Source organism: Mycolicibacterium sp. XJ662, assembly GCF_053484035.1.
This window is the reverse complement of the sequence record NZ_JBEFTL010000007.1, coordinates 138,053-152,283: the sequence shown is the minus strand read 5'-3', so window position 1 is coordinate 152,283 and position 14,231 is coordinate 138,053. Positions and strand designations below refer to the sequence as shown.

14 protein-coding genes are annotated in these 14,231 nt (G+C 69.8%); 11 read left to right on the top strand and 3 right to left on the bottom strand.

Going from position 1 to position 14,231, the window contains the following annotated elements; translation table 11 throughout:
- Positions 1-34 precede the first annotated feature (34 nt).
- Positions 35-634: a M15 family metallopeptidase gene (locus tag ABQE93_RS18940; RefSeq protein WP_448409563.1), complete on the top strand. Its 600-nt coding sequence runs from the start codon at positions 35-37 to the stop codon at positions 632-634.
- An 85-nt stretch (positions 635-719) separates the two neighbouring features.
- On the opposite strand, the gene dapD is transcribed toward ABQE93_RS18940, so the two are convergent.
- Positions 720-1,661 (bottom strand): 2,3,4,5-tetrahydropyridine-2,6-dicarboxylate N-succinyltransferase, encoded by a 942-nt coding sequence (gene dapD, locus ABQE93_RS18935; RefSeq protein ID WP_448409564.1) that lies wholly within the window; start codon positions 1,659-1,661, stop codon positions 720-722.
- Positions 1,662-1,695: 34 nt separating this feature from the next.
- Here dapD and dapE point away from each other — a divergent pair, with 34 nt between their 5' ends.
- From dapE to ABQE93_RS18915, 4 genes are all read left to right on the top strand, one after another.
- Positions 1,696-2,763, top strand: coding sequence for a succinyl-diaminopimelate desuccinylase (dapE, locus tag ABQE93_RS18930; protein WP_448409565.1), 1,068 nt, complete (start codon positions 1,696-1,698; stop codon positions 2,761-2,763).
- Between the two features lie 81 nt (positions 2,764-2,844).
- Positions 2,845-4,452, top strand: coding sequence for an ABC-F family ATP-binding cassette domain-containing protein (locus ABQE93_RS18925; protein WP_448409566.1), 1,608 nt, complete (start codon positions 2,845-2,847; stop codon positions 4,450-4,452).
- 66 nt (positions 4,453-4,518) lie between these two features.
- The gene (locus ABQE93_RS18920) at positions 4,519-5,643 is read left to right on the top strand and encodes a hypothetical protein (RefSeq protein ID WP_448409568.1); all 1,125 of its coding nucleotides are present in this window, start codon (positions 4,519-4,521) and stop codon (positions 5,641-5,643) included.
- 15 nt (positions 5,644-5,658) lie between these two features.
- Positions 5,659-6,315, top strand: coding sequence for a hypothetical protein (locus tag ABQE93_RS18915; RefSeq protein ID WP_448409570.1), 657 nt, complete (start codon positions 5,659-5,661; stop codon positions 6,313-6,315).
- A gap of 8 nt (positions 6,316-6,323) precedes the next feature.
- Here ABQE93_RS18915 and ABQE93_RS18910 read toward each other — a convergent pair whose 3' ends face one another.
- Positions 6,324-6,644, bottom strand: a complete 321-nt coding sequence (locus ABQE93_RS18910) for an ESX-1 secretion-associated protein (protein ID WP_448409571.1) — start codon at positions 6,642-6,644, stop codon at positions 6,324-6,326.
- A 46-nt stretch (positions 6,645-6,690) separates the two neighbouring features.
- Complete coding sequence (locus tag ABQE93_RS18905; protein ID WP_448409572.1) at positions 6,691-8,781, bottom strand: AAA family ATPase; 2,091 nt, start codon at positions 8,779-8,781, stop codon at positions 6,691-6,693.
- Positions 8,782-8,809: 28 nt separating this feature from the next.
- Between ABQE93_RS18905 and ABQE93_RS18900 the strand changes: the two genes are divergently transcribed.
- From ABQE93_RS18900 to ABQE93_RS18875, 6 genes are all read left to right on the top strand, one after another.
- A complete protein-coding gene (locus ABQE93_RS18900) occupies positions 8,810-9,370 on the top strand; it encodes a cytokinin riboside 5'-monophosphate phosphoribohydrolase (RefSeq protein WP_448409574.1) in 561 nt (186 codons plus the stop codon).
- Between the two features lie 58 nt (positions 9,371-9,428).
- Positions 9,429-11,216, top strand: a complete 1,788-nt coding sequence (fadD6, locus tag ABQE93_RS18895) for a long-chain-acyl-CoA synthetase FadD6 (RefSeq protein ID WP_448409575.1) — start codon at positions 9,429-9,431, stop codon at positions 11,214-11,216.
- Between the two features lie 74 nt (positions 11,217-11,290).
- A complete protein-coding gene (folP, locus tag ABQE93_RS18890; RefSeq protein WP_448409576.1) occupies positions 11,291-12,166 on the top strand; it encodes a dihydropteroate synthase in 876 nt (291 codons plus the stop codon).
- A complete protein-coding gene (locus ABQE93_RS18885; RefSeq protein WP_448409577.1) occupies positions 12,163-13,113 on the top strand; it encodes a glucosyl-3-phosphoglycerate synthase in 951 nt (316 codons plus the stop codon). Before folP ends, ABQE93_RS18885 begins: the two co-directional genes overlap by 4 nt.
- A gap of 30 nt (positions 13,114-13,143) precedes the next feature.
- Positions 13,144-13,509 carry a DivIVA domain-containing protein gene (locus ABQE93_RS18880; protein ID WP_448409578.1) on the top strand — a complete coding sequence of 122 codons (366 nt, stop codon included), beginning with the start codon at positions 13,144-13,146 and terminating at the stop codon, positions 13,507-13,509.
- Entirely contained in the window at positions 13,506-14,108 is a 603-nt protein-coding gene (locus ABQE93_RS18875) for a DNA-3-methyladenine glycosylase I (protein WP_448409579.1), read from the top strand. The genes ABQE93_RS18880 and ABQE93_RS18875 overlap by 4 nt, the downstream gene beginning before the upstream one ends.
- Positions 14,109-14,231: the final 123 nt, after the last annotated feature.

Sequence of the window (14,231 nt, the reverse complement as noted above, 5' to 3'; positions counted from 1 at the left end):
CCCGCGTGGGCCCACGCGCAAGCTGGGGACGTGCGTGTTTGAGGGCGACACGCCGTCGAAAGCCCGAACTTTACGCACGCTCGCGGCAACGGCGGCCACGGCATTGGCGGCGATCTCGCTGTGCGCATGCGGCGCGCCCGCACCGGCGCCGCAACCTGCGCCCCCGATCGAACCGCTACACATCGGCGCCGCGGCCACCGACACGGTGGGCGGCTGGTTGCCCGCCGGCAAGACGCTGTCCCCGTTCGACGTATCCAACCCGATCGTGGGGTGGCTTGACCCGTTGCTGCTCAAGGCGGTTCAAGACGCCGCCCGGGCCGCCGCGGCCGACGGCATCGACATGCGCATCACCTCCGGCTGGCGGACATTGGGCTTTCAGCGGCGGCTGTTCGACATGCGTGTGCAGGAATACGGCAGCGTCGAGGCCGCCCGGGAGTTCGTCGCCGCGCCGGAGGTGTCGAAGCACGTCACCGGTGAAGCCGTCGACATCTCACCCGTGCAGGCCGACATGTGGTTGATCCGCAACGGGTCTCGGTTCGGGCTGTGCCAGATATACGCCAACGAGATCTGGCATTTCGAACGCGCGGCGGTCGACGGGCGCTGCCCTCCGCTGAAGCCCAACGCGGCGAGTTAAGGCTTGCGAGCGTGCGTAAACTTCGGTTTTTCGACGGCGTGTCGCCCTCAAACACGCACGCTCGCGCCAAAATGAGCCAAGTGGATTAGTTCTGGTGCAGCGCCTCGTTGAGCGTGATACCGCTGCCGTCGCGGTTGACCACCTCCACCGCGCCGGTCACCGAATTGCGCCGGAACAACAGGTTGTTGGCGCCCGAGAGTTCCCGCGCCTTGACGGTCTGGCCGTCGCCGGTCTGCACCTTGGTGCCCGCGGTGACATAGAGACCCGCCTCGACCACACAGTCGTCACCCAGCGAAATGCCAAGGCCCGCATTGGCGCCGAGCAGGCAGCGCTTACCCACCGAAATCACCTCGGTGCCACCGCCCGACAGCGTACCCATGATCGACGCGCCGCCGCCCACGTCGGAGCCGTCGTCGACGACCACTCCCGCCGAGATGCGGCCCTCCACCATCGAACTGCCCAGGGTGCCCGCGTTGAAGTTGACGAAGCCCTCATGCATGACGGTGGTGCCCGACGCGAGGTGGGCGCCCAGCCGCACCCGGTCGGCGTCGGCCACCCGCACCCCCGCGGGCAGCACGTAGTCGACCATCCGCGGGAATTTGTCGACGCCGTAGACGGTGACCGGGCCGCGGCGGCGCAGCCGGGCGCGCACCGTCTCGAACCCCTCCACCGCACACGGGCCGTGGTTGGTCCACACCACGTTGGTCAACAGGCCGAAGAAGCCGTCGGCGTTGAGCCCGTGCGGGGCCACCAGCCGGTGCGACAGCAGGTGCAGCCGCAGATACACGTCGTATGCGTCGGCCGCCTTGTCGGCCAGCGACGCGACGGTGCGCACGGCGACCATCTCCACGCCGCGGTCGTCGTCGCGGCCGGTGAGCTCACCCAGTTCCGCGGGCACCTCGGCCGCCGAGAGCCGGGTGGTGCCGGCGGGGCCGTCGCCGCCGAGTTCGGGGGCCGGGAACCAGGTGTCGAGGACGGATCCGTCGGCCGCGATGGTCGCCAGGCCGACGCCAGAAGCAGAAGTCACGTCGCATGAGGCTACTCGACTAACCTCAAGCGGTGTGGGCCTGGACTTGCACGCTGATCCGATCGCGTTGACCGCGGCGCTGGTCGACATCCCCAGCGAGTCCCGCAACGAGCAGCGCATCGCCGACGAGATCGAGGCGGCGCTGCGCGAGCAGACCACCGGCTTCGAGATCATCCGCAACGGCGACGCCGTGCTGGCCCGCACGAACCACGGTCGCCCGTCGCGCGTGCTGCTGGCCGGCCACACCGACACCGTGCCGGCCGCCGACAACCTGCCCAGCCGGTTCGACGGCCCGCATCTCTACGGCTGCGGCACCTCCGACATGAAATCCGGCGACGCGGTCTTTCTGCACGTGGCCGCGACGGTCGCCGAACCGCGCCACGACATCACCCTGGTGCTCTACGACTGCGAGGAAATCGAAGCCAGCGCAAACGGGTTGGGGCGCATCGAGCGCGAACTGCCCGACTGGCTGGCCGCCGACGTCGCGATCCTCGGCGAACCGTCCGGCGGATACATCGAGGCGGGCTGTCAGGGCACGCTGCGCGTCGTCGTCACCGCCTCGGGAACCCGCGCGCACTCGGCACGATCATGGTTGGGCGACAACGCCATCCACAAACTCGGCGCGGTGCTCGCGCGCCTCGAGGCATACCAGGCCCGCAGCGTCGACATCGACGGCTGCGTGTACCGCGAGGGGCTCTCCGCGGTCGGCGTCGACGGCGGAATCGCGGGCAACGTCATCCCCGACTCGGCGTCGGTGACGGTGAATTTCCGCTTCGCGCCCGACCGCAGCCCGCAACGGGCGCTGCACCACGTGCACGAGGTGCTCGACGGCCTCGACGTGCAGATCGAGCTCACCGACTCCGCGGCGGGTGCGCTGCCGGGGCTGACCAAACCGGCCGCCGCCGCGCTGGTGGCCGCCGCCGGGGGACAGGTGCGGGCCAAGTACGGATGGACCGACGTCGCACGCTTCGCCGCGCTGGGCATCCCTGCGGTCAACTACGGCCCGGGTGACCCGAACCTCGCGCACCGCGCCGACGAGCGGGTGGAGACCGCGGCCATCACCGCCGCCACCGACATGCTGCGGCGGTATTTAACCGGTTGACCGGGTCCGTACGCTGAAAGCATGCGGTGAGACAACGACTCCGGTGTCCCAGTCGTTTTTCGTTATCGAGAGTTCTCTCGCATGTCTTCCATCGTCTGCTCGAATCTGTCGTTCGCCTGGCCGGACGACACCCCTCTCTTTGAGAACCTGTCGGTCAGCGTCGGTCCCGGCCGCACCGGCCTGGTCGCGCCCAACGGTGCCGGCAAGAGCACGCTGCTCAAGCTCATCGCCGGCGAGTACCGGCCCACCACGGGATCGGTCACCGTCGACGGCACGCTCGGCTACCTGCCGCAGACGCTGCCGTTCGTCGCCGAGCGCACCGTGGCCGAGGTGCTCGGCGTCGCCCCCGTCATCGCCGCGCTGAACGCCCTGGCCGACGGGGATGCCGGCGACGACGTGTTCGCCGCGATCGGTGACGACTGGGACGTCGAGGAGCGCTGCCGAGCCCAACTCGACCGGCTGGGATTGGGTCACATCGCGCTGGACCGCGCACTCGGTTCGCTGTCCGGCGGCGAGGTCGTCTCGCTCGGGTTGGCCGCCCAGCTACTGCAGCGCCCCGACGTGCTGCTGCTCGATGAGCCGACCAACAACCTCGACGCCGACGCGCGCCAAAAGCTCTACGACGCGGTCGAGGACTTTCCCGGGTGTCTGCTGCTGGTCAGCCACGACCGGATGCTGCTGGACCGAATGGACCGCATCGCAGAGCTGCATCGTGGCGAAATCCTGTTGTACGGCGGCAATTTCACGATGTACACCGAGACCGTGGCCGAGGCGCAGCGCGTCGCCGAGAACAACCTGCGCAACGCAGAACAACAACTCAAACGCGAGAAACGCGACATGCAGCTGGCGCGTGAACGCGCCGCGCGGCGGGCCAACACCGCCGCGCGCAACCTCAAAGACGCCGGGCTGCCGAAGATCGTGGCGGGCGCGATGAAGCGCAGGGCCCAGGAATCGGCGGGCCGCGCCGACGACGTGCACGCCGCCCGGGTCGGTGATGCCAGGGGGCGCCTCGACGACGCGCAGCGCAGCGTGCGCGACGACGAGGCCATCGTGCTCGACCTGCCGCAGACCGACGTGCCCGCCGGTCGCACGCTGCTGAGGCTCGAAGGCGTCGCCGCCCGACACGGCGCGCGCACCCTGTTCACCGGCGTCGACCTGAGCGTGCGAGGACCCGAACGCATCGCGCTCACCGGCCCCAACGGCGTCGGCAAATCCACCCTGTTGCGGATCATCGACGGCACGCTGGCCCCCGACGCCGGCGTCGTACGGCGCGCCGACGGGCGGCTGGCCTACCTGTCACAGCGACTCGACCTGCTGGACCCGCAGCGGTCGGTCGCAGAGAACCTCGACGCGTTCGCGCCCGGCCTCTCCGAGACCCGGCGGCGGCGCCTGCTCGCGCAGTTTCTGTTCCGCGGCGCCCGGATTCACCTGCCGGTCGGCGCGCTGTCCGGTGGCGAGCGGCTGCGCGCCACGCTGGCCTGCGTCCTGTTCGGCGAACCCGCCCCGCACCTGCTGCTGCTCGACGAGCCGACCAACAACCTCGACCTGGTCAGCGTGGCGCAACTGCGGTCGGCACTCAACGCCTACCGCGGTGCGTTTCTCGTCGTCAGCCACGACGACCGGTTTCTCGACGAAATCGGTGTTCAGCGCCGGCTCCGGCTATCTGACCGCCGCCTGCAAACGGCATAGTCGGCGCTGATCGGCGCCGATTTAAGCGGTCCGGCAGCTACCGCCGGCACGGTAGATTTGACCGTTATGGGGATCATGCCCGACGTCAGCCCGTTCGGGTCGCAGACGGTGACGGGCCCGGGCTGGCCGAACGTCGACGAAGAGGTCCTAGCGGCGGCCGCGGCCTCGTATGAAGCGTTCGCCGCCAAGGTGACCGGCACCGTCGTGCCGCAGCAGCAGGGCCAGTTGATGCAGCTGTCCGACACCTGGGAGGGTGCCGGATCGCTCGCCGCGGCCGGGGAGGCCAGCACGATCATCGGCGGCCACGAAGCCAACGCCGCACAGGCCGCCGCGATCGCGGCCAAGCTGCGCGCGATGGAGGCCACCGTCGTCAAGACGAAGATGCTGGCCAACACCATCGCCCAAGAAGTCCAGCACGAATGCGAGGCCATCGCGGCGATGCCGTTCGGCAACGCCCAGCAGCTGGTGCAGAGCCGCATCAAGATGGGCCTGTCGCAGAACATCGCCAACGTGACCACCAATACGACCGAGCTGGCCAACACGCTCGGGGTGCCGCCGAGCATCCCGCTCGTCGGCGCCCCCCCGGTGCCGGGCGCCAAAGACGCCCAGGACAGCGGGGAAGAAGCCGCCAAACAAGCCGCGGAGGGTCCGCAGCAGGCCATGCAGATGGCCACCCAGATGGGCTCGATGGCAGCCCAGATGCCCATGCAGATCGGCCAGGCGCTGATGGCGGTGCCCCAGCAGATGGGCCAACAGCTCTCGCAACCGTTGCAGCAGCTGACATCGCTGTTCGGTCAAGGCGGCAAGGCCGACGCATTGGGTTCGGCGGGCCTACCGTTCTCGTCGTTCTCCAACCATCCGCTGGCCGGTGGCTCGGGCGCGGGCGGAGGTTCGGGCATGGTGCGCGCGGCGGGGCTGCCGGGCGCCGGCGGAACCCCGCTGCAGACTCCGCAGATGGCGAACCTGGTGGGCAGCAAGCCGGTGAGCACCGCCCCCGCCGAGGGCGCGGCGGCCGGGGCCGCGGTGGCAGGCGGCGTCGCGCCGGCGGCCGCCGGGGTAGGCGGCGGCATGGGCGGGATGGCGCCGATGATGGGCCAGCGCGGCACCAGCGGCGGCACAGTGGCCGGAATCTCGGCGCCGGCACCGCTTGAACACGACCTCGACGAAGACGACGTCGACGACGACTGGTGAGGCAGGAGATACCCGATGTCTAGTCCGCTGAGAAAGCCCGAGAGCATCAGCTGGAACGCGGCTGCGGTCGAATTGCCGCAGATCCCAACGATTCCCGCGGGCCAGGACGCGATGAGCTCGACCATCTCGGCCGTGCTGCCGACGTTGGGCGCGCAACTGGCCGCCAACGTGGCGGCGCTGTCGGCCAAGGAGAACACCTTCTCCGGCAAGGTCGGGGCCGCGCAGGCCGCGTATGCCAACTCCGATGACGCCGGTTCGCAGTCGGTGGGCCAGGTCGTCGGGATGCTCGGCCAACTCGGGCAGCAGGCCGGGCAGATGGGGCAGTCGGCGGGCGCCCCCGCGCAGGCGCTCAGCGGGCAGACCGGCATGTTCGGATCACTGATGCAGCAAGCCATGCAGGGCGGCCAAGGTGGCCACGGCGGTCAGGGCGCCAGCGCGCAGCCGACGGGCGCCGCGACCGGTGGCGCCCCGGCGGGCCCCGGAGCAGGTGCCGCACCCCAGCCGCGCGACGACGCCCACAGCGCCGCAGCAGAATCCGGGCAGGACCGCGAACCGCTGCAGCGCGCCGATGAGGACCGGGCGGCGCCCGGCGAGAGCCCGGCGGAGTCGGCCCCGGTGGCGCCGCCGCAGCAGCCGGACACCGGCGACGACGACGTCGCGCGCAGGTTGTAACGCCGCCGTCAGTCGAGGGCGTCGGCCGCGGCCCGCAGCCGTTCGGCGCCCTTACGGTCGCCCTGCTCGTACATCTGGGCGGCCTTCTGCAGAAGTCCGGCGATCGTGGTGCCCGAGGTGGCGGTGGTCTGCATGGTGCCGTGGCGGGTGCCCAGCACACCCGACAGCGCGGTGCTCACCGCGGACGCGATGGCGCCGTGGCTGGTCTGCACACCGGTGGCATCGGTTGCGCCCGAGCCCATCAACTGCGACAACCCGCCGACGACCCGCTCGTGGATCTGGGCGCAGGACCGCACACCTTCGGGCTGTACGTACAGGTTGCCGCTCATGCCTAGAGAGTCTAGAGCCGTGACTGCACCGGCCATGACACCAAATTCAGCTCAGCTTCCGGCTCTGCGCTGACGCGTCCTCGGCCGCGCGCAGCATCCCGATCGCGGCGTAGCGCATCGACACCTCGGCCAGCGCATCCGCATCCCGGTCCACCAGCGCGCGGGCGTGTGCGAGCGCCACCTGGCCCACCGCGCAGTCGCATTGGGCGCTGACCCGCGTGAGCCCGTCGACCGCCCGGATATCGCCGAGCCGCACGGTGTCGAGCAGCGCCCGCAGCGCCACCGCTGACTGTCCGCCGCGTTCGGCGCTGCGCACCGCGTCACGCGCGGCGTCGACCGCACCGTGCTGGTTTCGGCGCGCAAACATCGTCCACGCCCGCGCCAGCGCCAGCTCGGGGGCGAACAACATCGACTTCAACCCGTGCCGGGATTCCGCGCGTGACAACGCTTTTGCCGCCTCGACCGTCGCGCCCAGCTGACCCAGCGCCTGCGCCAGCAGCATCCACGCCAGCGGGCCCCACGAGTACCCGGTCGGGGCCAGCGCGGCCGCCGCCGGCCGCAGCAACGCCACGGCTTCTTCCAGCTCACCCTTGGCGATCAGCACGTCGGCGACCAACACCTCACCGATCGCGCGGCCGGGCTGCTGCAGCTGCGCGAAATCGGCGAGCCGCCGGCCCAACGCCTGGGCCTCGTCCAGCGCCCCGCTCATCACCAGCGCGGTGGTCTGACCGAAACCGCTGGTGAACCGCAGCAGCCCGGGATGCCCGGCGGCGATCGCGCGCTCGGCCAGGGCGTCGACCTCGCCGAAACGTCCCATTCGGGCCGCGCTCAACGCCGCGGCCGCCGCCGCCCAGCCGACCGCGGTGTCATCGGCCGCAGCGGAGGACAGCACATCGTCGGCGATCTGCTTGGCTCGAGCGGGATTGCCCGCGTTCATCGCGAACGTCGCCGACAACGCCTCCAGGGTGGTTCGCGCCGTCGGCGAGGTGACCCGGTTACGCGTCGCCTGCAGAAACGCCGTCGCCCGCTCCGGTTCGGACAGCATCCAGAACTGGTTGGCCGCCCGCGGCAACGCCCACGCCATCAACTCGGTCTCCGACAATGCCGACGGGTCCACCTCGTCGAGCACCGCGTCGGCGTCGCGGCCGCGGCCCTGCCACGCCAGCGCGTAGCCCAGCGTCAGCCGCGTGCGCAGATCGGGTGCCCGCTGCAGCGCCACCCGGCCGAGCCGCTCGGCAAGCACCAGATCGCCGAGCCGCAGCGCTTCCTCGGCCGCCTCGACCACCTCGGCGGGCGGCTGCGGGCTGTCGCAGTCCATCGCCAGCACCGCGCGGCGCAACCGGCTGACCACACCGTCACCGGGTGCCGCGGCCAGCCGGTCGACCACCTCGGTGCGCAGCCGGCGCAATTCCGGCCCACCCAACGCCTCGCGCACCGCGTCGACGAACAGCGGATGCGCCGGGCGCACCCACTTCCCGTCGGCCACGACCGCGCCGCACGACTGCGCCTCGTCCAGTGCCGCACGCCCCAGCAGTTCCGCGAGCGAGGGCTGCGGCAGCGGATCGTCTACCGCGAGGTACTGCAGCGCCTGGTACCCCGCAGTCGGGAGCGAGCGTACGAAATCGTCGATCACGGCGGCCAGCCGGGTGTCGTCGTGGCCCGGCGGCTGCAGGTCGACGCGCTCGAGCAGCCCGTGGTCCCACAGCGTCGCGATCTCCTCGGCCACCACACCGTTGGGTGCGATCGTCACGATCAGCTTGGCGGTGCCGCTGAGCGCCAACTGGTAGATCAGCGCCGCGGACAGCCGGTCCAGCAGATGCGCGTCGTCGACCACCAGCAGCCGCCCGTCGCCCAGCGTCTCGCGGGCCGTGCGCAGCACCTCCGCGGGCTTACTTGCGCTGGGGATGTCGATCAGGTGGGCGACGGCAGCGAACGGAACCGCGGCCATCGGCGTCGTCGCGGTGACCCAGTCGACGCGGTCGAACCGGGAGCCGAACCGCTGCACGGCCGAGCGGGCCAACGTCGTCTTACCCACCCCCGCAGGCCCGATCAACACCGCACCGGCGTGCTCGGAAAGGCCGGTGTCGACGGCATCCAGTACGGGCTCGGGCGGCGCGGTGACCCACTCAACTGGCACGGCCGGATCATATGGTCAGCTTGTCCGCATGTCCGTAGAACCCGACCGCCAATGGGCGGTGTGTGTGTATTGCGCGGCAGGGCCGACCCATCCCGAGCTGCTCGACCTGGCCACCCGCGTCGGTGAGGCCATCGCCATGCGCGGCTGGACGCTGGTGTCCGGCGGCGGCAACGTGTCGGCGATGGGCGCGCTGGCCAACGGCGCCAGGGCGCGGGGCGGGGCCACCGTCGGTGTCATCCCCAAGGCGCTGGTCCATCGGGAGGTGGCCGACGTCGACGCCGACGAGCTCGTCGTCACCGACACCATGCGGGAGCGCAAATCGGTCATGGAGGATCGCGCCGATGCGTTCATCGCGCTGCCCGGCGGCATCGGCACCCTCGAGGAGTTCTTCGCTGCCTGGACCGCCGGATATTTGGGTATGCATGAGAAACCGGTGGTGATGCTGGATCCCGTCGGACACTACGACGGCTTGATCGCGTGGCTGCACGGCTTGGTCGACAGCGGGTACGTCGCCCGGGAGGCCATGGACCGGCTGGTACTCGTCGACGACGTCGAGGTGGCGATGGAAGCCTGCGCACCCCGCGGGTGAAGTTGAGCACCGAAAACTAGGGTGAGGCGCACATGGGAGCAGTTGAGGAGAGCCGAACATGACCGAGGACACGTCAGGGACCCGCACCAACGTCGGGCTGATGGATGTTGCCGGCAAGTTGCCGGGCCTGCTGCTCGATGTGCCGACCATCCTTCGCGGCGTGGTCACCGGGTTCGGCGCCCGCCCGTCGGCCAAGACATCCATCGGCAAGGTGTTCCAGGAGCGCGCGGCCAAATACGGCGACAAGGTGTTCATCAAGTTCGCCGACGAGCAGATCAGCTACCGGCAGGCCAACGAGACCGCCAACCGGTATGCGGCGGTCCTGGCCGCTCGCGGGGTCGGACACGGCGACGTTGTCGGGATGATGTTGCGCAACTCGCCGGACGCGGTGCTGGTCATGCTGGCGGCCGTCAAGTGCGGCGCCATCGCGGGGATGGTCAACTACAACCAGCGCGGCGAGGTGCTCAAGCACAGCTTCGGGTTGCTGGGCGCCAAGGTCGTCGTCGCCGAGACCGACTTCATCGACCCGATCACCGAAAGCGGCGCCGACACCAACGCGCTGATGACAGACGATGAACTCAAGCGCCTCGCCACCACCGCGCCTGCGACCAACCCGCCGACCACCGCGGCCGTGCTCGCCAAAGACAAGGCGTTCTACATCTTCACCTCCGGCACCACCGGCATGCCCAAGGCCAGCGTGATGACGCACTACCGGTGGCTGCGCGCGCTGGCCGGGTTCGGCGCCCTCGGCATGCGGCTGACCAGCCGCGACACCCTGTACTGCTGCCTGCCGCTGTACCACAACAACGCGCTGACCGTGGCGTTGTCGTCGGTGCTCAGTACCGGTGCGACGCTGGCGCTGGGCCGCTCGTTTTCGGCCTCGAAGTTCTGGGACGAGGTGATCCGCTACGACGCCACCGCGTTCGTCTACATCGGCGAGATCTGCACCTACCTGCTCAACCAGCCGCCCCGCGCGGCCGACCGCCAGCACAAGGTCCGGGTGATCTGCGGCAACGGGTTGCGCCCGGCGATCTGGGACCAGTTCACCGAGCGGTTCGGCATCGAGCGGATCTGCGAGTTCTACGCGGCCAGCGAGGGCAACACCGCGTTCGTCAACGTGTTCAACATCGACAAGACCACCGGGATCTGCCCGTCGCCGGTGGCGTTCGTCGAGTACGACGCCGACACCGGTGAGCCCGCGCGCGACGCCGACGGCCGGGTGCGCAAGGTGCGCAACGGGGAACCGGGTCTGCTGCTGTCCAAGGTCAGCAACTTCCAGCCGTTCGACGGCTACACCGACAAAGAGGCCACCGAAAAGAAGTTGGTGCGCAACGCTTTCCGGGAAAACGACGTGTGGTTCAACACCGGCGACCTGATGCGCGCGCAGGGGTTCGGCCACGCGGCGTTCATCGACCGGCTCGGCGACACGTTCCGGTGGAAGGGCGAGAACGTGGCCACCACCGAAGTGGAGGCGGCGATCTCCACCGACCCGCAGGTCGAGGAGGCGACGGTGTTCGGCGTCGAGGTGCCCGGTGCCGGCGGCCGGGCCGGGATGGCCGCGATCCAGCTCAAGGACGGCGCGGAGTTCGACGGCAAGGCGCTGGCCAAGGCCGCCCATGAGCAGCTGCCGGGCTATGCGGTGCCGCTGTTCGTGCGGGTGGTCTCCGAACTCTCCTACACCTCGACGTTCAAGGCGCAGAAAGTCGATCTGCGCAAGGAGGGTTACGGCGGCGGCGAGCACCAGGTCGACGACCCCATCTACGTACTGGCCGGCCGCGACGAGGGCTACATCGAGTTCTACGACGAGTACCCCGACGAGGTGAAGGCCGGCAAGCGCCCCAAGTAGTGGTGATTTGGGTGCGCACACCATCGATCAGCGCAGGTTAGCGCACCGAAATCGCCGGACCGTAGCCTGGAAGCGTGCAGTCGAGGTTCCTGGGACGTCCCGTGGCGGGTGATCGCGCGCTGATCATGGCGATCGTCAACCGCACACCCGACTCGTTCTACGACCGCGGGGCCACCTTCGCCGACGAGCAGGCCAAGGCGGCCGTGCACACGGTGATCGAGCACGGCGCGGACGTCGTCGACGTGGGCGGTGTCAAGGCGGGCCCCGGCGCGCCGGTCGGCACCGACGAGGAGATCGCCCGGGTGGTGCCGTTCATCGAATGGGTGCGCAACACCTACCCCGACCAGTTGATCAGCGTCGACACCTGGCGGTCGACGGTGGCCAAACAGGCTTGCGCGGCCGGTGCCGACCTGATCAACGACACCTGGGCCGGCCACGACCCGGCGCTGCCCGAGGTCGCCGCGGAATTCGGTGCGGGCCTGGTCTGCTCGCACACCGGCGGCGCGGCGCCGCGGACCCGGCCGTTTCGAGTCAACTACGGCATTTCCGAGCGTGGCGTCGTCGACGACGTCATCGCCGAGGTGACCGCCGCCGCCGAGCGCGCGGTGAAACTGGGCGTGGCCCGAGACGCCGTATTGATCGACCCGACGCACGATTTCGGCAAAAACACTCACCACGGTCTTAGTTTGTTGCGCCACGTGAAAGACCTTGTAAAAACTGGATGGCCGGTCCTGATGGCGCTGAGCAACAAGGATTTTGTCGGGGAGACTCTGGGTGTGGGTTTGACCGAACGCCTGGAGGGCACGCTTGCTGCGACGGCACTTGCCGCTGCGGAGGGAGCTGCCATGTTCCGAGTGCATGAGGTCGGGCCCACGCGGCGCGTGCTCGAGATGGTCGCGTCGATTCAGGGCGCGCGTCCACCCGCGCACACGGTGAGAGGACTGGCATGACACTCACACCCGAACTCCCAGCTACGGACGTCGTCACCGCACGGTGGCTGGCCGAGCGCAGCTGGAACCGGCCGTCGTGGACGGTCGCCGACCTCGAGGCCGCCAAGGGCACCCGGACCGTGTCGGTGGTGCTGCCCGCGCTCAACGAGGAGGACACCGTCGGCGGTGTCATCGCGACCATCGCACCGCTGGTCGGTGGTCTGGTCGACGAGGTGATCGTGCTGGATTCCGGCTCGACCGACGACACCGAGATCCGTGCGCTGGCTGCCGGCGCCCGGGTGGTCAGCCGTGAAGCGGCCCTGCCCGAGGTGGCACCGCAACCCGGCAAGGGCGAGGTGCTGTGGCGCTCGCTGGCCGCCTCCACCGGCGACATCGTCGTGTTCGTCGACTCCGACCTGATCGAGCCCGACCCGATGTTCGTACCCAAGCTGTTGGGTCCGCTGCTGACCACCGCGGGCGTGCACCTGGTGAAGGGCTTCTACCGGCGGCCGCTGAAGGTCAGCGGCAGCGAGGACGCCAACGGTGGGGGCCGGGTCACCGAGCTGGTGGCACGACCGCTGCTGGCGGCGCTGCGCCCCGAGCTCGGCGGACTGTGCCAGCCGCTGGGCGGGGAGTACGCGGGCACCCGCGAACTGCTGATGTCGGTCCCGTTCGCGCCGGGCTACGGCGTGGAGATCGGCCTGCTCATCGACACCTACGACCGCTTGGGGCTGGATGCCATCGCTCAGGTCAACCTCGGGGTGCGCAGCCACCGCAACCGGCCGTTGACCGAGTTGGCGACGATGAGCCGCCAGGTCATCGCCACGACGCTGTCCCGCTGCGGGGTGCCGGATTCCGGGGTGGGGCTGACCCAGTTCTTCGCCGACGGCGACGACTACACCTCGCGCACGTCAGCGGTATCGCTCACCGACCGGCCCCCGATGGGCACCCTGCGCCCGCACGCCTGATTGTCGGAGCGCTGAGGCAGTATCGATGCCGTGACGCTTGTTCTGGTCTATCTGGTCGTGCTCGTCCTGATTGCGGTCGTGCTGTTCGCGCTTGGCACCGTTCTGTTCGGGCGCGGTGAGCCGCTGCCTCCGCTGCCGCGCGGGACGACGGCCACCGTGTTGCCCGCCTCCGGGGTCACCGGCGCCGACGTCGAAGCGGTCAAGTTCACCCAGAGCCTGCGCGGTTACAAGACCAGCGAAGTGGACTGGGTGCTCGACCGGCTCGGCCAGGAGCTGGATCTGGTGCGCGGCGAGTTGGCGGCCGTGCGCGCGGCCTACGGCGTCGGCGACGACGACTCCGAGGAGCCCGAGGATGACGGCGTGCATGCGTCGCCGTCGGCGCAGGACGAATCGTGAGCGCCGACGACGACGGCCGGGTCCGCTGCGCCTGGATCGACCGAACCCGTCTGGCTCCCGCTGACTACGTGCTGTACCGCGACTACCACGACACCGAGTGGGGCCGGCCGCTGCGTGACTCGGCGGCGCTGTTTGAACGCATCAGCCTCGAGGCGTTCCAGAGTGGCTTGTCCTGGCTCGTCATCCTGCGTAAACGGGAGAACTTCCGGCGCGCATTCGATGGGTTCGACGCCGCGCGCATCGCCCGCTACACCGACCGCGATGTCGAGAGGTTGATGGCCGACGCTGGAACCGTGCGCAACCGCGCGAAGATCGAGGCCACCATCACCAACGCCCGAGCGGTCGTCGGCCTCGCCGAGGACGGGGTGGATCTGGCCGAGCTGCTGTGGTCGTTCGCGCCTGGCACCCGGACCCGGCCGGCCGACATTTCGCAGGTCCCGGCGGTGACTCCGGAATCGACAGGGATGGCCAAAGAACTCAAGCGTCGCGGCTTTTCCTTCGTGGGTCCGACGACCGCGTACGCCTTGATGCAGGCCACCGGGATGGTCGACGACCACACCGCCGACTGCTGGGTGCCCGCGGCGTCGTCGCAGCCTTAAGCCGGGTCTTTGCACACCGAGCCGCGGCGATAGGGAAGAATAGGGGGAGTTCAATAGCAGTTCAGTGCCGGGAGCTGCCAACGGGTGGGCACTTCTGGCCCCGACCAAGCCCGCTGGCTAGTC

Coding starts and splice junctions, on each gene's coding strand:
- ABQE93_RS18925 (WP_448409566.1), top strand. CDS start 2,845: ATGTCTTCCATCGTCTGCTCGAATCTGTCGTTCGCCTGGCCGGACGAC.
- ABQE93_RS18920 (WP_448409568.1), top strand. CDS start 4,519: ATGGGGATCATGCCCGACGTCAGCCCGTTCGGGTCGCAGACGGTGACG.
- ABQE93_RS18915 (WP_448409570.1), top strand. CDS start 5,659: ATGTCTAGTCCGCTGAGAAAGCCCGAGAGCATCAGCTGGAACGCGGCT.
- ABQE93_RS18910 (WP_448409571.1), bottom strand. CDS start 6,644: ATGAGCGGCAACCTGTACGTACAGCCCGAAGGTGTGCGGTCCTGCGCC.
- ABQE93_RS18900 (WP_448409574.1), top strand. CDS start 8,810: ATGTCCGTAGAACCCGACCGCCAATGGGCGGTGTGTGTGTATTGCGCG.
- fadD6 (WP_448409575.1), top strand. CDS start 9,429: ATGACCGAGGACACGTCAGGGACCCGCACCAACGTCGGGCTGATGGAT.
- ABQE93_RS18885 (WP_448409577.1), top strand. CDS start 12,163: ATGACACTCACACCCGAACTCCCAGCTACGGACGTCGTCACCGCACGG.